Below are 20,660 nucleotides of genomic sequence, written 5' to 3'. Positions count from 1 at the left end.
ACAAACGGCGCCCTCGGGCGCCGTTTGTCGTCGATGATCGAATGATGTCGAAAGCATGTCGCGCAAAAGTGTGCAGCGGTTTTGCGACAACGACATGCGTAAAAAACAAATACCCAGAGCGCGAGGAGCGAATCTGAAAGATCGCGACGCGCTTTAGTGGGCCGCTGGCGCCGGTGCTTCGGCAGCCGGTGCGGTCTCGACGATCTTGACCGGTGCACCCACCTTCTTCGGCTGACCGGCGGAGCTTTCCTTGACCTCTTCCTTGGAAAGATAGTCGAGCTGCTCCAGCATCACGTCGGCGACGTATTCGCCACCGAGGCGCTCGTTCATGCCCACCTTGATCTCTTCGCGGAAAGCCTTCGGATCGAAGGATTTGATGTGGGCGATATCGACCATCTTGTTGCCGACCAGCAGGCTGAAAAGCTCGTCCGTCGTCATCTCGCTCAGCGGCAGCGTCACGCCTTTCAGCATGTCCTTGTTCATCATGAACGAAACGCGGCCGAGGAAATAGCCGGTGATCGCACCGTTGCCGATGATCGGCACCGTGATCGTTTCGCCCTTCACCAGTTCAAGCGCGCTCTGCTTGGAATCTGTTGCTGCGGGCGCCGGCGCGGTCGCCAGGTACACCGAGAAATAGACCGAGGCCAAGGTGATGGCGCAAACCCAGACACCGGTGAGGACGAGCTTGATCATCAGTTTCCACGCGCGGCGAATTGTTCCTGGGAATAGGTGCCGTCGGCGTCGGCGTCCTGAACTGCGTTCTTCAGCAGGTCGGCGACAGCGCGAACCGCTTCGAGATGCGCCTCCACGCGACGGGCATTCAGGACCAGCTTCTTCTTCAGGCCGTGCAGCTGATCGAGATGGGCAGCGGCAAGCTCGGCCGGATCGGTGTCGCGGAAAAGCGTCGACAGCTCGTAGAGGCAGCGGCTCTTATGGGCATTGGAGACCTTGAGATCGAACTGCGGGTCGTTGCCGATCCGGGTGTTCTCATTGTCGATGATCATTTCGAGGCGTCCGAGAACGGATTTGATCCTGTATTCGTTCGAAATTATTTCCATGGTACCCTCGGTTATGCTTCGCTTAGAGCATGATGCCAAAAACGTACGCGGTTTTCGGACAACAGCATGCTCCAACTGTTAATTGGAACGGGATTCGGATTTTGGCCAACCGGCCTAAGATCATCCTGTTCTATCGGTCTTGGCTTCGGCGGTCGGCGTGCCAAAGGTCTTGCGCTGGAAGTCGTCGATCATGCTGAGCGCGGTGTTGCGGTCATCGTCGTCTGTGGAGGCATTGACGATCTTGCCTTCCTGCCGGCGCAGAAGTTCGCTGTACATCTGCTTGGCAATGCCGATGCCGTCACCCTTGGCCATGGTGTTGCCGAGCTGTTCGGCCATCATGCCTTTCCAGATATCGCCGGTCGCGCCCTTGCCGTAGACCTCTTCGCTTTCGCTCGGCAGCATGGACTTGACGAAATTCTGCAGGACCATGGCCTCGAACTTCCGGTAGCTTTCCGGAACTTCCTCGGTCTTGGTGCGGTTCTGGATGTTGGCGAGGGCGCTCTTCTGGCCGACATGATCGAGAACGTCGACCGTGTTGGAGAAGCCCTTGCCATTCTCGGCGAGGCTCGTTGCGGCAAAGGCCGCACGATTTGCCTTCAACTTTTCCTGGGCCGCCTGAACCTGCATGGGGTCGGCAGCTTTGACAACGTCCAGGACCAGATCACTGGGAGGCGAAATAGCCACGTTACAATCCTCTGAATTTAAGATCGTAACGACTATGGTTTTTGAAGCTTGCTGGAGGCTGGCGTTGCGAATTGCTGATCGATGACATCGTAGACGGCATTGTCATCGGCCTCGCGGCGCTCGGCCTCGAGTGCTTCCTTCATGCCCTCTTCAAAGCGGTCACCCTTGGCGCGCTCGCGCGTCAGCCGCATCTCGTGGATCTGCTGCATGCCGGTCAGCTGCTGGTCCTTGATGGTGAGCCGGCCGAATCGGTCGGCGTAATTCTGCGAAAAGGCGTGGTGGACGGGGTCCATCGAGCCGAGCGCGAGGATGACGTCGTCCATCGCCACATTGACCTCGACACGCTGGCGGCTGGTTTCGGCCAGGTCGTTCTCGGCCATTCTTTCGATATGACGCTGCACCGAGAGCAGTCGCTTGAGCTTTTGGGAGCGGCTCTTTTCGACCATGACAGCCTCATCGCCCGATATAGATCGAGGCGAAGGACTGACCGAACTGGCTGACCATCGCCGCAATCGAGAAATAGATCAGGAAGAGCCCGCCCATCAGCAGGTAGGGCGTGGAGATGAAGTAGACCGGGATCTGCGGCGCCAGCTTGTTGATGAAACCGATCGAGACGTTGAAAATCAGGCCGTAGATCAAAAAGGGGCTCGACAGCCGCAGCATGATGTAGGTGGTCTGCTCCAGCGTGTCGGTAAAGGAGATCAGCGTCGCGCGCATCTGCATCATGCCTCCGAATGGCATGGTCGTGTAGGAATCGATCAGCGCGCGAAAGACGATGTGATGGAAATCCATGATGAAGAGGATCATCATGCCGGCAAAGGTGATAAAGGCCGACAGGCTGGTCTCCGGCGTATCTTCGATGACGTCGGCGGAGCCCGGCTGGGTGTAGCCGACCATCATGGCGGTGATCGAGGCGGCGAACTGCATGCCGAGCGTGTAGATCCTCGCCAGCATGCCATACATCACGCCGATCAGCGATTCGCTGAAGATCAGGCCGATATAGGTTCCGGCACCGGTGTGAACGGCCGGATAGACAGTATCCCAGAGCAATGGCATGACGGCGATCGAGAGCGCGCCGGCGATGAAGACCCGCAGCTGTGCGGGCACGCGCGCCGAGGAAAAACCCGGAAGAGCCAGCACACAGCCACCGATCCGGCAGAAAACCAGAAACAGCGCGAGAACGGTCCCTTGCGGGTCTGTTATCATGAAATAGAGCCCAAAATCTTTATCTCGATGCCCTTGGCCAGTTCGACATGCGACAGGACCGGGAGCGTGGCGAACAGCCTCTCGATGATCATGCGCACATAGGAGCGTGTTTCCGGCGACGTGACAAGTGCGAATGGCAGGCCGCGATCCATGAACTCACGGATAACTTTGGTGGCCTGTTCGCTGAACTCCTCCAGGCTGCGCGGATCGATGTCGAATTCGATCACCTCGCCCTTGGCGTCGCGCTTCAGCGCCTGGTGGAAAGCGAGATCCCATTTGCTGCCCAGCCGCAGCACGCGCAGCACGCCGTTGTCGGCGAGGTCGCCGCAGAGCTGCTGGGCCATGCGGATACGGACATGCTCGACGATCTGCTCGGTCTTCCTGACATGCGGGGCGAGCTCGGCCACCGCCTCGAGAATGAGGTGCAGGTTGCGGATCGAGACGCGTTCGGCCAGCAGCAGCTTGAGCACCGCCTGCAGACCGGAATAGGACATATGCGACGAGCAGATCTCGTCGGCGAGCTTCTTGTATTCGGGGTCGAGGCGATCGATCAGTACCTTGACGTCCTTGTAGGACAGAAGCTGCGGCAGGTTGTTGCGGATGACCTCGCTCATATGGGTCAGCACGACGGAGACATTGTCGATCGGCTGGAAGCCCTCGCGTTTCAGATCGTCGGCGAAGTTTTCGAGGATGGAGACGGCAGGCATGCCGAAAGCGGGTTCGCGGATTTCGTCGCCGGGAATGCTCGGCCGGCGGCCAGCACCGGTAACGACGAGGACTTCGCCGACGCGCAGCAGGTTGGAAGCGACCGTCGTGCCGTGGATGCGGATCTGGTAGGACTTTTCAGCGATGGCGATATCGTCGGTCACCTTGATCTCGGGCACGACGAAGCCGTATTGGGTGGCGAACTTCTTGCGCATCTTGCCGACGCGGAAGGCAAGCTCCTGGTGGGCGCCGAGCAGGCGCGTCGAGACCATCTTGCCGAGTGCAAGTTCGATTTCGGAGGTGCGCAGCACTGCCTTGACCGAATCCTTTTCCAACTCCTTGTTCTGGACGACCTTCTTTTCTTCCTGCTCGCGGCGAAGCATGTTCTCTGCCTCGACTTGACGCGGTATGAACCAGGCGCCGAAGGCGAGAAGACCGCCGAGGACCACGAAGGGGATAAACGGCAGACCCGGCATCAGAGCCAGGATGAACATCAGCACCGCCGAGACGGAAAGCGCACGCGGATAACCGCTCAACTGGTTGACGACCGCCTGGTCGGTGGAGCCGGTGGTCCCGCCGCGGGAGACGAGAAGGCCGGCGGCGAGCGAGACGATGAGAGCCGGCATCTGTGCGACGAGGCCGTCGCCGACCGAGAGCTTGACGAAGACGTCAGCGGCTTCGCCGATCGGCATGCCGTGGCGGAAGTAGCCGATGATGATGCCACCGAAGATGTTGATGCAGGTGATGATCAGGCCGGCGACGGCATCGCCGCGCACGAACTTCGACGCACCGTCCATCGCACCGAAGAAGGAGCTTTCCTCCTCGAGCTCCCTGCGCCGACGCTGGGCTTCCCTCTCGTCGATGATGCCGGCCGAGAGATCGGCGTCGATCGACATCTGTTTGCCGGGGATGGCGTCCAGGGTGAAACGTGCGCCGACTTCGGCGATACGCGTGGCGCCCTTGGTGATGACGATGAAGTTGATGGTGATGAGAATCAGGAAGACGATCAGACCGATGACGAAGTCGCCGGACATCACCAGGCTTGCAAAGCCGGCGATGACGCCGCCTGCGGCATCGTGGCCCTCATGGCCATGCGAAAGGATCACGCGTGTCGTCGCGATGTTCAGCGCCAGCCGGGTCATCGTTGCGATCAGCAGAATGGTCGGGAAAGACGAAAAATCGAGCGGCTTCTGGATCCACAGCGCGACCATCAGGATCAGCACCGAGAAGGCGATCGAGAAGGCCAGTCCCATATCGATCAGGAACGGCGGGATCGGCAGGAAGAGAATGCAGATAATGCCGATGATGCCGAGGGCAAATCCGACATCGCGCAGGTTGGGGGCGACTTTTGGAAGGGGGAGTGCAGGTGGTTGCGCCATGACGATTCCGTCTCTTCATGAGAGGAGGCGGACATGCAGTCCGCCCAATTCGGATCGAGAGTTAAATGGCGAAGCTTGCGCGAAGGTGGCTCAGAGCGGTTCAGCTTCTCATGGAAGCGTAGAACCGCTCTAACCTTTTGTTTCTACGCAATCCCCGACGCAAAACCGCTGCGCACTTTTGCTGGAATTGCCCTAGAAACCGGACTGGATGCGAGAGAAGACCAGATTGGTGAAAATCGAAATCTGCGAGCCGACGAAGGGTGCTGTGACCCCGACGGTGATCAGCACCGCGACGATTTTCGGCACGAATGTCAGTGTCGCTTCCTGCACCTGGGTCAGCGCCTGGATCAAGGCAATGACGAGACCCACCACCATTGCCGCGATGACGGCGGGACCGGCGGCAATCAGGACGGTCCAGATTGCCGCCTGAAACAGATCCAATGCATCAGCTTCATTCATCCGAAGGCAACCTCATATCGCCTTGAAGCCGCCCCGCCGTGGCCGGACCGCCATTGATTGGTATCACCCGAGCTATGCGGCGCGCCGGCGCCGTGGGTATCAGGTATCGCTGGTGTCGGTCGACGTGGTCGGCGCCTTGTCGGCAATAGTGATTCCCGCCTGCACGAGTATATTCCCGCCAGCCGTGGTTGTCGCAATGATTCCGTCCGAATAAACCTTGACGGATTCGATGGTGCCCTTAACCTTACCGTCGGCGCTTTCCATGTATTTGCCGACGTAGCTGCTCGCTTGGGTGAGGCTGGAGCTTGCCAGAAGTGTGTCCAGCTTGGTGTTGGTCTGGATCGTCTGTTCGACCTGCGAGAAGCTTGCCAGCTGCGACATCTGCTCGCTGGCATCCATCGGATCGGTCGGATCCTGGTTCTTCATCTGCGCGATGAGCAGTTGAAGGAAATTGTCGTAGTTCAGCGTCGCCTTCGTCTGGGCCGTGTTCGTTGTGGTCGTCGAACTCGTTTTGGCCACGTTCGATGTTGCATCTACCGCCATGGTGCAATCTCCCTGCGAATCTGCTCGACCATCGTCGGCGGCATTTCGTGGTTGTTGAGGATATTGTCTTCGATGGCGTAAAGGCCGCGGATCGCCTTGAGTGCGTCAAAGGCACGGCCTGTCGAGACGAGCGCATCGATGCGCTTCAGTTCGGCGAGGATTTCCTCGTTCTTGAAGCAGGAGAGCAGCATGGTGATCGACTTGCGGAACAACGCCGTCGACTGGTCCTTGCCCTCAGGGTTGATGAGGATCATCTGCGCGATGAAATAGAGCTGACGCAGCGGCGTCGTGGCGCCCTCCGGCTGGAGGACGTGGTTTTCGAGAAGGAACGTCACATCATTCAGGAATTCCAGCGCGACCTTGCGGTCGACGCGCAGGACGGCGCCGTTGATGAAGATTCTTTCTCCGGCTTTCAGAGAAATGCGAAGTGTGCTTTTCATTTAAGTCCATCCCTGATGATGGTGGTAACGTCGATGATGCCCTGGTAGTTATTAGACTGACGTTTTCTGATCCTGTCGCATTCCTTCAATATCCAGATCGCGATCGAGATGAGGTTGGCCCTGAGCCCGATCTCCAGCTGGTTGTCGGGATGTTTGAGATCCTCGATGAAGCTGATCCAGACCCGGCGGGTATAAAACAGGGCTTCAATGGCTTCCCGGCCGTATTTTTCCTTTTCGCGCGCCGCCGCCAGCAGGTCTATGGACCGGTCAAGAACCTGCCATTCCCGCTCTTTCGCGTCGGCCACCGAGTCCTGCATGACTTCGGCATATGAGAACTGATACATTCATGCATCCTTCTTTATTGCGCGCCTTTGATCATCAAAGGTAGTTTACTAGACTCAACTGCTGGATCTTCGAGACGATCGTGTAAGCCGTTTCAAGCTGCGTTTCCAAAGTCTTGACGAGGGTCGACGCCTCGTAAGGGTCGACGCCCTGGAGATCGACGAGCTTGTTCTTGATGATGTTCGATTGAGCGTCGAGAGCGTCGTTCGACTTCTTGACGCGCTCTTGGGAAAGACCGAGCTGGCTTGCCTGGGTGACCAGGCCACTGGTCGCCTTCGCCGTGTAGCTGATCGCCTGCTTGGACACCGTGCTCATCGCATCGCTGCTGAGGCCTTGTCCCAACAGTGCCGAGGCCATCACCGAGGCGAGCGCGAAGTAACGCATGCCCTCGGAATTGGCATTGGTCGAGGATTCGATCACTTCGGAGTTGCTGATGCGGCTCGTCATGTTCTGGTTCGACGCCTGCGACCAACCGGTCGTCGGGTCGGTCCAGGCTGCCTGACTGAACATCGGCTCTACCGTCGTGGTGATGAAGGTGCTCATTTCGGCACCGGTCAGATCCTTGACCGCCTTCGGTGGGACAAGAGCGGCGGCGTATGCATTCAACTGCGTGACGATGGCGGCACTCGTCGCGGCCGTCTTGTCTGTCAGCGGCTGTACATCGGTGTTGATGCCCGAGAACAGATATTCGCCGTTTACCATGGTATTGGCCGTGTCCATCATGGTGGACAGGGCGCTGGTCGCCGACTGGATGGCGACGGTGATGCTGCCGGGATCGTGGCTGCCCTGGAGCGCCGTCAGCTTCGAAACAAGGCCGTCGCCGACATCCTTCATCTTGGAAAGGCCAAGCTGCGAGGATTCCATGCGCGCAGTGACAAGCGAGTTGCTTGATTTGATCGAGGCTATCCTGTCGACCTCGCGGCTGAAGTCCACGCTCCTGGCGGCGTTGCCGCCGAGCGAGACGCCGATATCGGCATAGACTCCCGTCGTCGCTTCCATCGTCGCCTTCGTCATCTGGTTCTGCGCCTGACGGATCGTCAACCGCATCGCATTCTGAATGGCCGAACTTGAAATAAATGAGCTCTTCATGGCTTAACTCGCAATATCCAGCAATGACTTCAACATTTCGTCAACGGCGTTCAGGATCTTGGTCGCCGCCTTGTAGGACTGCTCTATGTCGAGGAGCAACGTCAGCTCCTCGTCGAGGTTGACGCCCGTCTCGTTGGAATAGGCTTCGTCGGAGCGTGACAGCGCCGCCGAGGTGTTTTCCGCCGCCGTCGTGGCATTGCTGCGGTACTGTTCGAGCCAGCCAAGCGAATTCGTGGCGAATTCCATGATGCTGACGTTCGAATCGATGCCCGTCGTGGCGTCGAACCCGACCGGCGTCCCCGCCGCTGGGTCGAAATCGATGTCGGAGCCCAATGCGGTATAGAGACGATCGAGTTCAGTCGTATAACCGCTGGCGCCTGACGCGTTCAGGACGAGGCCGGTGACATTGACGCCACCATCGCGCAGGCGCATCGGATCGCCGCCTTGCGAGGTGATGACGCGGCTGCTGACCGTGATGGTCGCCGCCATGCCGGCAACCGCGGTGGCGCCGGTATCAACCGTGCCGCCGCTCCAGGTAAAGAGGCCGGGCACATAGGCCGGGCCGGCTACCGTATTCTGCTCCTTGAAGAGCGAGACCAAGCCGCGGGCGACTTCGTCGAGCTGCTTCTGGAAGTTCGGGGCGATTTCGTCGCGCACCTGGAGGAGAGACTGAAGGCTTCCCTGTGCCGTCGTCGTCGATCCGCTGCCGCGCGGAAGTGCTACACCGTCGATATAGACAGAATTGCCGGCGATGGTCGCGGTATAGACATCCTGAGACTTGAACGTCACCTTGCGCGGGATCGTCTCGAAGAGGATCGTTCCGTCAGACGTGCTCAGCACCATGTCATTGTTGTCGCGCGTCGTTGTGTTGACGCCGACGATCTGCGAAATCTGCTTGAGAGCCTTCTCACGCTCGTCGAGGGCGCCGGATGCATCCGCACCCGAGGCCGTGGCGGTCTTCACCGCATTGTTGGCCTTCTCGAAGTCGCTGAGAAGCGTATTCAGCTTATCGACGTCGGTGGCGATCTGCTTGTCGGCGGTGGCGCGGACGTTCTGAACGGATTGCGAGGCATTGTTCAGCGAGTTGGCGACGTCCTGCGCGGCGGTGATGGCGCCCTGAGCGGCGACGGTGCTGCCCGGCGTCGTGCGGAAGGCCTGAAGCTTCTGCTGGAAAACACCGAGATAGGTGGATGGCGACGTTTCGTAGTCGTTGCCACCCACAATCGACTTCAGGTCCTCAAGACCGCCGAGCAATGCCTGCTGGGCACTGTCCTGCGAGGATGTCTTCAGGTATTGGCGCAGCAGCGCCTCTTCCTGCGCCCGATCGATCTTGACGACCTGCGCGCCATTCAAGGACGTGGTGAGCATCGCCTGCCGGCGCACGTAATCTTTGTTGCCCGCATTCGAGATATTGTTCGATACGACACTGCTCTGAGTGCCAGTATTGTTGAATATGTTCTGCGCGGTATTAAGTGCTGACGTGAGCGACATGGCTTACCCGGTACCTTGCTTATCTCTTGAGGTTGACGAGAACGTCCATAATGTCGGATCCCGTCTGGAACACCTTGGAATTGGCGGTATAGCTGCGCTGCGATTCGATCATCTCGGTCAATTCGCCGGCGAGGTCGACGTTCGAACCTTCGAGAGCGCCTGATTTGATCGTGCCGAGGCCGTTGGTCTGCGGGAAGCCGGTGACGGTGACGCCCGACTGGCCGTTGGCGCTGTAGACGTTGCCGCTCATCAGCGTCAGCTTGTCGGGGCTGGCGACGTTGGCCAGCGGAATGCGATAGAGCGGCTTGGTGCTACCGTCTTCGTATTTCGCATAGACGATGCCGTCGCCGTCAACCGTGACGTCCTTGACCGGGGTCGCTGCCTGACCGTTCGGCGTACCGGTGCCGGAGAAGTCGGCACCGAGCTGGGTGAAGGCGGAGAAGTCCATGGCAATCGTCTGGCCAGTCACCGGATCGACGATGTTAACGGCGCCGGTCGAGGTCATCTTGCCATCGCGGTCGAAGGTGAGCGCTCCCGTGCCGACAGCGGCGGTGGAGTAAGGGAAAGAGGTCGCGCCGCCGACCGCAGCATCGGCGTTGCGGAACATCGCCACTTCCCACGTTGCAGCGGTAGCGGGAGGTGCCGGCGGCGGCGCTGCCGCGACTGAGGACTTCGTGAAGTAGAAGTCGTACATCACCTTGTTGCCGAGACGGTCGTAGGCGACCATCGAGACCTTCTTGGTATCGGTCGTCGTCGTGGCGAGGTTTGCACTTGGAGCCGTCGCGGGAGCGACCGGAGCGATCTTGGCGTTGGAGTCCAGGTTGCCCTTGAAGATACCGGATGTCGAGGCGATCGCGGTCAGACCATCCTGGTTGACATTGACGGGAACGAGGCCATCGAAGCCGTTGACGACGACAGCAGGAGCGCCGGAGTCGTAGGAATAGCCCATCAGCATGAAGCCGGCGGCGTTGACGAGGTTGCCTTCGTCGTCCTTGGTAAAGTCGCCGGCGCGGGTTAGAACCGGGGTGCCGTCAGGACCCTGGACGATGAAGAAGCCGTCGCCTGAGATTGCAAGGTCGGTGCTCGACGTTGTGTAGGAGATATCACCCTGGTCGGAGACGGCCTGGCGAACGGAGGTCTGAACGCCGCCGGAATTGTAGTTGCCGCCCGAGGAGGGCAGAACCAGCGACGAGAAGCTCGTCGACACAGCCTTGTAACCGGTGGTGTTAACGTTGGCGATGTTGTCGGCGACGGTGCTGAGGCGGTTGGCCTGAGCGTTCATCCCCGATACTGCCGTCTTCATGCTGCCGAAAATGCTCATCTGAAAACCTCGTTTTACCTATTATGCACGAGAGTATTTGTCGGGCCTTGCGTGAAGCTGTCTGTCATGCGAGCTGCGAGGCCAATATTGATGTTCAGCCGGGCGCCGGCGCCCCGGCCGAGAAATCAGGCCCAATCGATGCAGTAACCAAGGAAGCGCTTGGAATCGACCGGGTCGACACCGAGCTTCTTGCGCAGCTTCTTGCGCAGCTTCGAGATGTGGCTTTCGACGACGTTCTCCTCGACCTCTTCATCGAAGATGCCGTAGATGGCGTTGAAGATCTGGGTCTTGGTGACCCGGCGACCGCGATTGGCGATCAAATATTCGAGGATGCGGCGCTCGCGCCGGGGAAGTGCGAAGACTTCGCCGTTGATCTCGGGGTCACGACCATCCGAGAAGACGCGGATCCCGCCGATCTCGGTGTAATTGGTGATCGCCTTCAGCCGGCGCCGGATCGCAGCCGCCCTTGCGAGGATCTCGCGGGGATGCACCGGTTTGCGCACCACGTCGTCGACGCCGCAATCGAAAAGCGCAAGAGTGTTTTCGAGCGAGTGCTGGTCGCTGACCGCAATCACCGGCGCCATCGACCGATCCCGGATCGCCCGGGGCAGTTCGAAGTTGCGCTGGCCCTGGCCGATCAGAAAGGCCTCGACTGCAGCTATATCGGAATCGGCAGCGGTCTGTACCCACTCGCCAAATTCCGCTGGATCAAAGCCGGTGGAGGGAATGCCCTCACGACCGAACAGAGATGTGTATCCATCTTTCACGAGCTCACGCTCATCAACCACTACGATCATTCGTCCGCCTCCGAATCAGTGTGGCACTTCGATGATCTATGGGTACGAATCGCACGAATCGGCGACAACTCGTTAAAGTTAATGGCAGAAACTAATAATTGATTGAGATCGGGGTAGCGATTTGATCTATATCTAGTGGGTATGCCTAATTATACACACCAAAATTTCGTGGAAAAGTTAACAGTCGGTTAAATATGACTTGCGTACGGGTTTCGTGCCGGATTCCCGCCACATTGTGACACAGTTTCGTCACAATACGCCTCTTCCATCTTTGGTTGAATCAATTTCGGCAAAAGTTACTCGCATTGAGAGTCCACTTGCCATAGCCGGTGGCAACGAGATTGGAGATGACGCGGCAGACATATTGCTTCTGCGCCGGATTGTTGTTGGGTCCGGCATGGTATCTGGCTACCGCCATCGTCCATGTCTCGTGACGGTCATGCAGATTGCGGAGGAATTTTGCCGCATACTCCACGTTGCGATGCGGGTCGAACATCTCCTCGGCGGAGCGGAAATTCTCGCCGTGAAAGTAATGGTTGATCTGCATGCAGCCGATGTCGATGAGCTTGGCGCCGCTGCTGCGGGCGACATCGAACTGCCGCATTGCGTCCTGCTCCGAGGGTGGAAAGATCGCTTTGCCTTCGACGTTCATGGCGTAGGGATAGAGCGAGCCCTTGCGGCCGGTCTCCGTCAGCCCAACTGAATAGAGGATGCCTTCCGGGATGCCGTATTTGGCCGCTGCCGACTGGATCTCGCGTTCGCAGGCGCCGGTGGAGGCGATCGCCTCAGAGGTAAACGCCGCCAGTGCTGCTGCTGCCGCCAGAACGAGCGTCTTCAATACTGGTATCGCCTGCGCCATTGAAGCCTCCGTCCGTCCGCTGTACCGTCTGATTTTGGCGATCGCGCGCCTCGCCGCCCTGCCCCTGCTGAGGGAGCGACTGCTGCTGGGAGGCCTGGCCCTGATTGCCCGCGTCGGGACGCTCGACCGGCGCCATGCTGATGGTGACGTTTTCGACCGCGTAACCCTGGCTGCGCAGAGCTTCGAGAATCTTGCCGTGATCTTCCTTCATTTGACGATAGGCCGCTCCGGTTTCGACCTTGAGGTCGACGTTCAGAGCGTCACCGGACAAGCGCATGGTCGCCGTCACCAGGCCGAGATCGAGTGGGTTCATCTGGATCTTCAACGTATTGACCACCTTGCCGGTGCTCGTCCATTCCGCCGCGTTAGAGAGCGCCGAGCTCGGCTCCATGGCGCGCGCCCATTCGGAATCGCCGGAGAGAGCAGCGGTGACGGCGGCGGAATTCGTATTCTGCATCAGGCCGATATAGCGGCGCGATTCGAGCACCGAAACGTTTTCGACATCGGCTTTCTTCGAACCATCTTTCAGCCCGGCCTGATCCGTGCCGATGTGGACATCCATCGACACGCCGCGGCCATCGGCGCGGCTCAACCTGAATGTCTTGCCATCGGCGGCTTCGGCAGTCTCCGATCCGGGGACCTTGATGTCATCCGCCTTGCCGCTCTCGATATTGCCGCTGACCGCGGCAAGAGCGTCGGACGCATGGCCGCCCGCCTTGGCTTCGATAGCATCGAGTTTCTTGTCGCCCGCTCCAGCCTCGTCGACCTTGACGGAGACGTGATGCGCGGTGGTCGCCGGCAAAGTCACGGTCCCGTCGGCAGGCTCCTGCTTCAGCAGACCCAGAACATCGGAAATGCCGCCGTCATCATCGTCGCTGACCTTGTCCGTATCGGTTTCCAGCGCGTCGGCCTTGGTGTGTTTGCCACCCTTGGCTGCCGGAGCGACCTCATCTGCGGGACTGTCCTTCGGATCGAGCTTGCCGAAGGCGAGATCGGCCGGCATTTTGACCTCAGCCTTTGCGGGCTTTGTCGTGGCTTTTTCAACACTGGCAATCGTTTCCGGCTGCACCTCGGCCTGTGCCTTCAGCGCGGCGTCGCCGAGGTCGATCAACGGCTTTGCACTGCTGCGGCCGCGGATCGTCCGCGCCACTTTCTCGGCGGCGCCATCGGCAGCCACGCCCTGATCCGGCTGCGCATCGTCGGGCTCGTCATTGACGGCATCGCTGCCGGCCTTGGCAAGCGCGTCGAAGAAGCCGCTCTTTTGGCCTTCAGCATCACCTTTTCCGGCCAGTCGCGCGGATTTCGCAACCGCAGCCGTCTCCGTACCGGAGGCTCCGCCCGAGACGCTTATATCCATCATTGTTCGTTGCCTTCTTGCGCCAGAAGACCGTCGATCTCGTCGAGCTTGGATCGACTGGTCGTCACAAATGCGTTGAATGAGGGGTCGGTATCCTGGCTTTGGCCAGTCGATGCCACACCTCCCGGAACAGGCTCGGGAAGCGCGCCTGGCGCCCCCGGTTGCATGGCTATCGCCGCAGCCTTTTCAGAAGTGATTTCTTGATGATCAGTGTTAGGATTGGAGGCTTGCGTCAAGCTTGCCGGGTCGGGAGCGCGCAGGATCTGCTCGGCAACGGATCGCGCCGCCTCCTGCAGCGCCTGATCCCGCCGCGACAGCGCGTTGCCGTCGATGCCGCTGACATTCTTTGCTGCCTGATCGATATCCTCGGTGGGAAGGCCGGCCATGCCGCCATAGAAATCCGCGAGCGGACCGAAAGCATTGTCGGTGCCGCCGCCAAGCGACTGCACGCGTCCGACCGCCATGCGCGCCAGCTCCGGCTTGCCTGATATCGCGGCGGCGCGGGCGATGCGCAGATAGACCTCGCGCTGGCGCGGTGCGTCCATGAAGGACAGAATGTCGATGACATCCTGCGGCTTCACGTCGTGATCGTGGCCGACGACGAGGGTGACGAAAAGATCGGCGAACTGGCTGGCATAGGGCGAATGCAGGAAGCGTCTGACATAGCGCTGCGAGTAGGCCATTCCCCTGTCGAGCATCCCCTTGTCGACGCAAATGGCGAGTGAGCGGCGCAACGCCGCCTCCTCGACGATCGTGCCCGGGGCGGCAAGACGCGCCTGGTCGTAGAGATCCAGCGCGTCTGTCGGTTTCGTCGCGATCAGCACGTTGCCGCCGATCAGCGCAAGGTAGGGGCCGATCTTCTTGTCGCGATATTCCCTGGCCGTCTCCTGCAGCGTCTTGGCGACGAGGAGGCCCTTGCCGCTCAGATATTTGCGCAGCACGTCGGTGACACGGTTGTCGAAATAGCCGTTGACGTCGTGGGCGATCAGATATTCGAGCGTCTGCGGATTGCCGCCGCTCATCGTGTAGATCAGCGCTGCGTCGACATTGCGGTCGTCGTCGAAGATCGACGGTTCGACGGTGCGCAGCCGCGTGTCGATCGTGCCCAGCATGAAGCGCTGCATCTCGCCGGCCGAATGATCGCCGGTAACAACGGAATCCTGCACGAATTGCAGCGACCGCAGCATTTTGTAGGGCGCGAGATCGTCCGGATCCTGCGCATTGGCTGCGGCCGGCGAAAGCATCGCCAGGCCGAGAGCCACAAATCCGACGTAGCGATGCTGCCGACGCGCCATTCGACTATCCTTGATCCGCCTGCACCAGAATCTCGATCCGGCGGTTGGTGGCGTTGAACGGGTCAGACGGCAGCTTCAGCCGACGGTCGGCAAAGCCGGAGACCTGGGAGATGCGTTTCTCGTCGAGCCCGCCGCGCACGAGCATGTAGTAGGCGCTCTGGGCGCGGTCCATGGAAAGCCGCCAGTTCTCGTTCTGCGCGCCCTTATACTGGCGACCGTCCGTGTGGCCGCGGACGGCAACCGCACCACCCCTCTCCTTCAGGATCGCGCCGATCTTTTCCATGGCGAGCACCATTTCCTGGCGCGGAACCGCAGAACCGATATTGAACATCGAATCGTCGGCCTGGTCGGAGATGCTGACCAGCAATCCACCTTCGGACGCGGTCACGGTCAGGCCTTCAGCAAGCTTGCCGGCCACGCCGCCGATCTGCTGGGCGATCTGCGCCTGCAGTTGCTCGGCTTCGTTCTGCTGCTTCTCGGCCTCGGCGGCACTCTTGTCCGCATCCTTCTGAAGATCGGCGTCCTTCTGAGCTTCGGCCTTCTTGTCTTCGGGCGACTTGCCACCCGGCGTCTTGCCGTCCTTGGCCTCGACCGCGCCTTTGGTTTCCTTGGTTTCTTTGGTCTCCTGGGCGGCCTTCTGATCGGTGGTCAGCGGTATCGGCTTGGCGTCCTCCAGCTTGGCGATCTCGGTCGTCTCGCTCTCGACCGCCTGGTCGTCGCTCTTGCCGGGCGGCAACGGCTTGCCGGCCGTCGTGACCTCGATCTGCTTCGTCCAGAAATCCGGATCGAAGGGATCACGATAGGCCTCGCCGCCATCGGCGCCGGTGGCCGGGCCGGAATCGGCGGCACCGCCATCGCCCTTGGCGCTGACATTGGCCTGCTGGCCGACCTCCTGGGCGATCTCGGCGAGAACCGAATAAGGGTTTTCGAAGAAATCGGCCTCGGAATAATTGGTTTGGTCGCCGGAGGTCGATGTCTGGTCGTCACCATCCGCTGCGGCCTTGCCGTCGTTCGGATCTTCTTCCTTCTGTTTCGACTTCTCCTGCTTCTCCTCACCCTCGGCATTGTCGACGGGCTTCTTCAGGCCCTTCTCGGTCGGCTTTTCGTCGGAGAGTTTGATCGGATTGAAATAGGTCGCGACCGAGGCCTTGGTCTCCTCGTTGGCGGCATTGACCAGCCACATGACCAGGAAGAATGCCATCATCGCCGTCATGAAGTCGGCATAGGCAATTTTCCACGCACCGCCATGGGCGCCATCGTGATCACCGCCGCCATGTCTCTTGACGATGATGATCTCGTTCTTGCCGTGGTGGTGGTTTTCGCCTTCGCTCATTCCAGAACTTTCTTCAAGCTGGCCGCCCAGGCGGACATACGGGTGACGATGACGGAATCACCGATTTCCATGGCAAGATCGATATCGTCGGTCTCAAAGTGGCGAACCCCGCCTGCATGTTCGCCAAGCTCGGCCTTCAATATGTCGAAAAGCCGGGTCGGGCCCCTGACGACGATCGCTCCGGCCGCGCCCTCGAGGATCGCATCACGCAGCAGGGCGGCGAGGCTTTCGGCAGCCTTGGCTGCGAGCGCGTCCGTCATCACAGGCGCGATGGCCTGGGCGGCGCCGGCGCTGACCAGCTGGGCGACCTCTTCGGCGATATCCCGGATGCGGGACGCAATGACCGCCGCCGCCTCGACTTCGTAACGAAGCCTCAGCTCTTCGAGTTCTCGCGCATGGACCTCTGCCAGCGTCCGCGCCTCGCGTTCGTATTTTTCGGTCAATTCCACGGTCGCTGCGGCGTGACCTTCCGCATAGGCTTCGCGGCGCTCCGCCTCGATGTCGATCGCCGGTTCGCTCGGCATTTCGGGGAAATCGTCGCCGCCGAAATCGTTGATGTCGAGGATCGGCGCTGACGATTCCGGTTCACCGAAATCCTTCAAATACCGGGAAAGCGTAATGCTCATAAAAAACCATCCAGCATTCGGGAGGCATGCGGCATGCCCGCCCCCGCTCAAAGTGACCTTGTGCGCCGGCATCCCCTTCGAAACGGGCAAGGGCCTGACCTTGCACCGGCACGGATTCGGACGATAGCTTCATGCCGGAAACTAGGCAGTCAAACTTGCGCGAGGATGAATGGCGCCGCCGCCACCCGTGATCGCGCCCGCCCCTATTCCAGCAGGATCAGGATCTTGCTTGCGGCCGTGTTGAGGATCGAGATCGCTTCCACGGCCATCTGCTTCTGGGTCTCGATCGCCTTCTGCCGGATCGAAGCCTCGTCCATGTCGGTATCGACGAGCGCGCCGACGCTCTTGTCGATCGAATCGGCCAGATCGGCGGTATAGTCGATCTGATCGTCGATGCGCGCCTTCATCACGCCGATGGACGCGGCCGTCGTCGTCAGCGAGGAGAGAAGCGCGTCGGTGACGTCAAGCATGTCGGTGAGTTGCGCATCGGTCGTGTTGTTGTCGATCGCAATTTCCGTACCTGCCGCGGGCGTGGTCGAGTTGGCGTTCAAAAGGTAGTAGTTGCGCGACGTCGCGCCGCTGTTGTTGATCGCGTTGGCATCGACCGACTTGGTCAATAGGCCGCCACTTGCATTGTTCTTGTCGATGAGAATGGTCTGCGAGGATGGGAAATCGATGGTCTGGGCCTGATATTCGCCGGTCGGAGCGCGCACGAAACCCGAAATGACCTGCCATGTCGGCGGCGCAGCGGTGTCGCCGTTCAACAGCCAGTTTTCACCCGCAAACGATGTCGATTCAACGATCGTCTGCAACTGCTCTTTGTATTCGCTGATCTCGGCGTTGATCTTGTCCTTGTCGGCGCCGGGCTCTCTTGCCGAAACCAGCTTGGCGCGAATCTGGCTTAAGAGATCGATCGACGAGGTCATCGCCGTGTAGGTCGCATCCACCTTGGCAGCGCCGAGACCGAGCGCATCTCCGATCGTTCCGAGATTGGTGCTGTCCGAGCGCATGACGGTCGCGACCGACCAATAGGACGCATCGTCGGCGGCCGTCTCGATACGATATCCCGAGGACACTTGCTGTTGGGTCTGGTTGGCTTCTTTGTTGATGCTGCGCAGCACCGCAAGCGCATTCACCGCGGCCGCGTTGGTAATCTTAACGGTCATCGACAGGTCTCGGAATGGGGGTGAAAGGGCAGGCCGGATTGCCGGCGGCGACTGAAGTGGCGTCATGCCTCCGGCAGAGTTTCTACCGGCGTGTCGCAAAAGCAAATCAACTCGAGGCGAAGTTAACTCGATACCAACCTGTTGGGCAAGTGCGCAGCACTGAGCCTGATGCAGCCATCACAATTCCGACCAAAGCATTGATATAAAAGAAAGAACCGCGCCATTTTGGGCGCGGTCCGGGATACTTTGCGCTTGCTGCCAGACGACGGCGCAAGATTGGGTCCAGCTTCAGCGCCTGATTTAGCTGCGGAACAGCGTGAGGATGTTCTGAGCGCTGGAGTTGGCAATCGACAGTGACTGGATGGCCAGCTGCTGCTGCGTTTGCAGCGCCGTCAGCTTGCTCGATTCCTCTTCCATGTCGGCATCGACGAGGCGGCCGACACCCGATTCGATCGAGTCGCTGAGCGCGCCGACGAAGTTTTCCTGTAGATCGATGCGCGTGGAAATCGAGCCGAGCTGCGATGCAGCCTTGGTCATCGCCTCCAGGCCGGCCTCGATCGACGTCAGAGCCATGGAGATCTCAGCCGAGCCGAAAGTGCTGATGTCCATCGAGTAGATCGAGCCGATCGTACCATATGATGTGCCGATGATGCCGGAACTCGTGTCGATCACGCCGGCCGAGGTCATGCCGAAGAGGACGTTGCCTGTGGAGCTCGAGTTCAGAATGTAGTCCGTCGTCTTGACGGAGACATTGCCATTGCCATCACGCACGAAGGTGGAAACGACGCTCTTGGTGCCGTCGGCGCCGGCAACCCAGTTTTCACCGGAGAAGGAAGCCGATTGCGCGATGCTCAGGAGCTGCTGCTGCAGCTGGCTGATTTCTTCCTGGACCTTGGTCTTGTCGACGCCCTTTTCGGTCGCGGCGACAATTTTCGCCTTGATTTCGCTGATGACGTCGATGGCGCTGTCCATGGCAGAGTAAGCGGTGTCGACTTTGGCGGCGCCGAGGCCGAGAGCGTCGGAAACAGCTCCGAGAGCCTTGTTGTCCGAACGCATGGTCGTCGCGATCGACCAGTAAGCGGCGTTATCGGCTGCCTTTTCGACGCGGTAACCCGACGATACGTGGTTCTGCGTCGTCTCCAGGCTGTCGTTGATACCACGGAGTGTCTGAAGAGCGGCCATCGCCGCGACGTTCGTCAAAATGCTGGTCATGAAATGATTGCCCCTTGTCGGCATGTGGAAAAAAGGGACATTCCGGAAAGGTACCGGGAACGGGAAGCAGCCTCATGCCTGTTAACCGGTTCTTAAATTTGGTTAACTCTCCGTCTCGTTGACCGCAGAAGACAGCATTATGGTTAATCGATCGTTAACGGAAATTAAAAAAGCCGCGCTCCATCGGAGCGCGGCTCGATTCCAATGCCCGCCGAAGACCGGCGGGCCGATGTTTCTGCGGGTTATTAGCCGCGGAACAGCGTGAGGATGTTCTGCGAAGAGGAGTTCGCAATCGACAGCGACTGGATCGCCAGCTGCTGCTGGGTCTGCAGGGCGCTGAGCTTGGAGGATTCTTCTTCCATGTTGGCGTCGACGAGGCGGCCGACACCGGAGTCGATCGAGTCGCTGAGCGCGTTGACGAAGTCTTCCTGCAGGCCGATGCGGGTGGAGATCGAGCCGAGAGCAGCGCCGGCGCTGGTCATGGCCTTCAGAGCCGATTCAACGTTGGTCAGAGCCGTCTGGATCTGGCCGAGCGTGAAGGTGGTGATGCTCATCGAGTAGACCGAGCCGGTAGCGCCCGACGAGGTGCCGAGGATACCCGTGGAGGTTTCGACCGAGCCGCCGCTCATGCCGAACAGGACGTTGCCGGTGGAGGTGTTCGAGAGAACGTAGTCGGTCGTCTTGACCGAAACGGCGTTGGAGGCGTCGCGGACGAAGGTGGAAACGACGCTCTTGGTGCCGTTTGCGCCGGCAACCCAGTTTTCGCCCGAGAAGGAGGCTGACTGAGCAATGCTCAGGAGCTGCTGCTGCAGCTGGGTGATTTCTTCCTGGACCTTGGCCTTGTCGACGCCGTTTTCAGTGGCGGCAACGAGCTTAGCCTTGATGTTGCCGACGACGTCGATGGCGCTGTCCATGGCGGAGTAAGCGGTGTCGACCTTGGCCGCGCCGAGACCGAGAGCGTCGGAAACAGCCGAGAGAGCCTTGTTGTCCGAACGCATGGTCGTTGCGATCGACCAGTAGGCAGCGTTGTCGGAAGCCTTGCCGACGCGATAGCCGGACGAAACGTGGGCCTGGGTTTCCTGGAGACCCTGGTTGATGCCACGGAGAGTCTGGAGGGCTGCCATTGCAGCGTTGTTGGTGTTGATGCTCGTCATAGTTTGCTTGCCCCTTGTTGGCAGATTTTAAGAAGGGACATTCCGGATTTTCGGCCGGCCCACAGCGATCAGCATCATGCCTGTTAACCATTCCTGTTAGGGTTAACTCGCCGTTTCGATGGGCCTAGATGACAGCAAGATGGT

General features: G+C 59.8%; 22 protein-coding genes. All 22 read right to left on the bottom strand.

The window, feature by feature from the left end:
• Positions 1-153: 153 nt before the first annotated feature.
• The 22 genes from RlegSU303_RS01815 to RlegSU303_RS01710 all read right to left on the bottom strand — a co-directional run bounded on the left by RlegSU303_RS01815 (position 154) and on the right by RlegSU303_RS01710 (position 20,516).
• Positions 154-693, bottom strand: a complete 540-nt coding sequence (locus RlegSU303_RS01815; RefSeq protein ID WP_017959016.1) for a hypothetical protein — start codon at positions 691-693, stop codon at positions 154-156.
• On the bottom strand, positions 693-1,058 hold the full coding sequence (locus RlegSU303_RS01810) for a hypothetical protein (RefSeq protein ID WP_017959015.1): 366 nt from the start codon (positions 1,056-1,058) through the stop codon (positions 693-695). The genes RlegSU303_RS01815 and RlegSU303_RS01810 overlap by 1 nt, the downstream gene beginning before the upstream one ends.
• Before the next feature lie 120 nt (positions 1,059-1,178).
• The gene (locus tag RlegSU303_RS01805) at positions 1,179-1,742 is read right to left on the bottom strand and encodes a rod-binding protein (protein WP_094086720.1); all 564 of its coding nucleotides are present in this window, start codon (positions 1,740-1,742) and stop codon (positions 1,179-1,181) included.
• Between the two features lie 32 nt (positions 1,743-1,774).
• The gene (locus RlegSU303_RS01800) at positions 1,775-2,188 is read right to left on the bottom strand and encodes a hypothetical protein (protein WP_231283387.1); all 414 of its coding nucleotides are present in this window, start codon (positions 2,186-2,188) and stop codon (positions 1,775-1,777) included.
• Positions 2,189-2,195: 7 nt separating this feature from the next.
• Positions 2,196-2,948, bottom strand: coding sequence for a flagellar biosynthetic protein FliR (locus RlegSU303_RS01795; protein WP_017959012.1), 753 nt, complete (start codon positions 2,946-2,948; stop codon positions 2,196-2,198).
• Complete coding sequence (gene flhA, locus RlegSU303_RS01790) at positions 2,945-5,032, bottom strand: flagellar biosynthesis protein FlhA (protein WP_017959011.1); 2,088 nt, start codon at positions 5,030-5,032, stop codon at positions 2,945-2,947. Before flhA ends, RlegSU303_RS01795 begins: the two co-directional genes overlap by 4 nt.
• Before the next feature lie 192 nt (positions 5,033-5,224).
• Complete coding sequence (gene fliQ / locus RlegSU303_RS01785; RefSeq protein WP_009992823.1) at positions 5,225-5,491, bottom strand: flagellar biosynthesis protein FliQ; 267 nt, start codon at positions 5,489-5,491, stop codon at positions 5,225-5,227.
• A 99-nt stretch (positions 5,492-5,590) separates the two neighbouring features.
• Entirely contained in the window at positions 5,591-6,034 is a 444-nt protein-coding gene (flgD, locus tag RlegSU303_RS01780; RefSeq protein WP_017959010.1) for a flagellar hook assembly protein FlgD, read from the bottom strand.
• The gene (flbT, locus tag RlegSU303_RS01775; protein ID WP_017959009.1) at positions 6,025-6,474 is read right to left on the bottom strand and encodes a flagellar biosynthesis repressor FlbT; all 450 of its coding nucleotides are present in this window, start codon (positions 6,472-6,474) and stop codon (positions 6,025-6,027) included. Before flbT ends, flgD begins: the two co-directional genes overlap by 10 nt.
• A complete protein-coding gene (gene flaF / locus RlegSU303_RS01770) occupies positions 6,471-6,818 on the bottom strand; it encodes a flagellar biosynthesis regulator FlaF (RefSeq protein WP_003556569.1) in 348 nt (115 codons plus the stop codon). Before flaF ends, flbT begins: the two co-directional genes overlap by 4 nt.
• A gap of 34 nt (positions 6,819-6,852) precedes the next feature.
• Positions 6,853-7,905, bottom strand: coding sequence for a flagellar hook-associated family protein (locus RlegSU303_RS01765; protein ID WP_017959008.1), 1,053 nt, complete (start codon positions 7,903-7,905; stop codon positions 6,853-6,855).
• Between the two features lie 3 nt (positions 7,906-7,908).
• Positions 7,909-9,396: a flagellar hook-associated protein FlgK gene (flgK, locus tag RlegSU303_RS01760; RefSeq protein WP_222373442.1), complete on the bottom strand. Its 1,488-nt coding sequence runs from the start codon at positions 9,394-9,396 to the stop codon at positions 7,909-7,911.
• A 19-nt stretch (positions 9,397-9,415) separates the two neighbouring features.
• Complete coding sequence (locus tag RlegSU303_RS01755) at positions 9,416-10,717, bottom strand: flagellar hook protein FlgE (protein ID WP_027666401.1); 1,302 nt, start codon at positions 10,715-10,717, stop codon at positions 9,416-9,418.
• Between the two features lie 125 nt (positions 10,718-10,842).
• Complete coding sequence (rem, locus tag RlegSU303_RS01750; protein ID WP_003545558.1) at positions 10,843-11,514, bottom strand: transcriptional activator Rem; 672 nt, start codon at positions 11,512-11,514, stop codon at positions 10,843-10,845.
• A gap of 280 nt (positions 11,515-11,794) precedes the next feature.
• The gene (locus tag RlegSU303_RS01745) at positions 11,795-12,352 is read right to left on the bottom strand and encodes a transglycosylase SLT domain-containing protein (protein ID WP_017959005.1); all 558 of its coding nucleotides are present in this window, start codon (positions 12,350-12,352) and stop codon (positions 11,795-11,797) included.
• Positions 12,300-13,733: a flagellar hook-length control protein FliK gene (gene fliK / locus RlegSU303_RS01740; protein ID WP_231283386.1), complete on the bottom strand. Its 1,434-nt coding sequence runs from the start codon at positions 13,731-13,733 to the stop codon at positions 12,300-12,302. The genes RlegSU303_RS01745 and fliK overlap by 53 nt, the downstream gene beginning before the upstream one ends.
• Entirely contained in the window at positions 13,730-15,025 is a 1,296-nt protein-coding gene (motC, locus tag RlegSU303_RS01735; RefSeq protein WP_094086725.1) for a chemotaxis protein MotC, read from the bottom strand. Before motC ends, fliK begins: the two co-directional genes overlap by 4 nt.
• A gap of 4 nt (positions 15,026-15,029) precedes the next feature.
• Positions 15,030-16,358 carry a MotB family protein gene (locus tag RlegSU303_RS01730; protein ID WP_231283385.1) on the bottom strand — a complete coding sequence of 443 codons (1,329 nt, stop codon included), beginning with the start codon at positions 16,356-16,358 and terminating at the stop codon, positions 15,030-15,032.
• Positions 16,355-16,984, bottom strand: a complete 630-nt coding sequence (locus RlegSU303_RS01725) for a hypothetical protein (protein ID WP_231283384.1) — start codon at positions 16,982-16,984, stop codon at positions 16,355-16,357. The genes RlegSU303_RS01730 and RlegSU303_RS01725 overlap by 4 nt, the downstream gene beginning before the upstream one ends.
• A 203-nt stretch (positions 16,985-17,187) precedes the next feature.
• A complete protein-coding gene (locus tag RlegSU303_RS01720) occupies positions 17,188-18,150 on the bottom strand; it encodes a flagellin N-terminal helical domain-containing protein (RefSeq protein ID WP_017959000.1) in 963 nt (320 codons plus the stop codon).
• A 300-nt stretch (positions 18,151-18,450) separates the two neighbouring features.
• Positions 18,451-19,362 (bottom strand): flagellin N-terminal helical domain-containing protein, encoded by a 912-nt coding sequence (locus RlegSU303_RS01715; RefSeq protein WP_026158527.1) that lies wholly within the window; start codon positions 19,360-19,362, stop codon positions 18,451-18,453.
• Between the two features lie 245 nt (positions 19,363-19,607).
• A complete protein-coding gene (locus RlegSU303_RS01710) occupies positions 19,608-20,516 on the bottom strand; it encodes a flagellin N-terminal helical domain-containing protein (RefSeq protein WP_017958998.1) in 909 nt (302 codons plus the stop codon).
• Positions 20,517-20,660: the final 144 nt, after the last annotated feature.

Origin of the sequence: Rhizobium sp. SU303, from assembly GCF_021052345.1 — a bacterium.
Lineage (GTDB): Bacteria > Pseudomonadota > Alphaproteobacteria > Rhizobiales > Rhizobiaceae > Rhizobium > Rhizobium laguerreae.
The sequence above is the reverse complement of the archived record's forward strand: the minus strand, read 5'-3'. Positions and strand labels throughout refer to the sequence as shown.

Coding starts and splice junctions, on each gene's coding strand:
- RlegSU303_RS01815 (WP_017959016.1), bottom strand. CDS start 693: ATGATCAAGCTCGTCCTCACCGGTGTCTGGGTTTGCGCCATCACCTTG.
- RlegSU303_RS01810 (WP_017959015.1), bottom strand. CDS start 1,058: ATGGAAATAATTTCGAACGAATACAGGATCAAATCCGTTCTCGGACGC.
- RlegSU303_RS01800 (WP_231283387.1), bottom strand. CDS start 2,188: ATGGTCGAAAAGAGCCGCTCCCAAAAGCTCAAGCGACTGCTCTCGGTG.
- RlegSU303_RS01795 (WP_017959012.1), bottom strand. CDS start 2,948: ATGATAACAGACCCGCAAGGGACCGTTCTCGCGCTGTTTCTGGTTTTC.
- flhA (WP_017959011.1), bottom strand. CDS start 5,032: ATGGCGCAACCACCTGCACTCCCCCTTCCAAAAGTCGCCCCCAACCTG.
- fliQ (WP_009992823.1), bottom strand. CDS start 5,491: ATGAATGAAGCTGATGCATTGGATCTGTTTCAGGCGGCAATCTGGACC.
- flgD (WP_017959010.1), bottom strand. CDS start 6,034: ATGGCGGTAGATGCAACATCGAACGTGGCCAAAACGAGTTCGACGACC.
- flbT (WP_017959009.1), bottom strand. CDS start 6,474: ATGAAAAGCACACTTCGCATTTCTCTGAAAGCCGGAGAAAGAATCTTC.
- flaF (WP_003556569.1), bottom strand. CDS start 6,818: ATGTATCAGTTCTCATATGCCGAAGTCATGCAGGACTCGGTGGCCGAC.
- RlegSU303_RS01765 (WP_017959008.1), bottom strand. CDS start 7,905: ATGAAGAGCTCATTTATTTCAAGTTCGGCCATTCAGAATGCGATGCGG.
- flgK (WP_222373442.1), bottom strand. CDS start 9,396: ATGTCGCTCACGTCAGCACTTAATACCGCGCAGAACATATTCAACAAT.
- RlegSU303_RS01755 (WP_027666401.1), bottom strand. CDS start 10,717: ATGAGCATTTTCGGCAGCATGAAGACGGCAGTATCGGGGATGAACGCT.
- rem (WP_003545558.1), bottom strand. CDS start 11,514: ATGATCGTAGTGGTTGATGAGCGTGAGCTCGTGAAAGATGGATACACA.
- fliK (WP_231283386.1), bottom strand. CDS start 13,733: ATGATGGATATAAGCGTCTCGGGCGGAGCCTCCGGTACGGAGACGGCT.
- motC (WP_094086725.1), bottom strand. CDS start 15,025: ATGGCGCGTCGGCAGCATCGCTACGTCGGATTTGTGGCTCTCGGCCTG.
- RlegSU303_RS01730 (WP_231283385.1), bottom strand. CDS start 16,358: ATGAGCGAAGGCGAAAACCACCACCACGGCAAGAACGAGATCATCATC.
- RlegSU303_RS01725 (WP_231283384.1), bottom strand. CDS start 16,984: ATGAGCATTACGCTTTCCCGGTATTTGAAGGATTTCGGTGAACCGGAA.
- RlegSU303_RS01720 (WP_017959000.1), bottom strand. CDS start 18,150: ATGACCGTTAAGATTACCAACGCGGCCGCGGTGAATGCGCTTGCGGTG.
- RlegSU303_RS01715 (WP_026158527.1), bottom strand. CDS start 19,362: ATGACCAGCATTTTGACGAACGTCGCGGCGATGGCCGCTCTTCAGACA.
- RlegSU303_RS01710 (WP_017958998.1), bottom strand. CDS start 20,516: ATGACGAGCATCAACACCAACAACGCTGCAATGGCAGCCCTCCAGACT.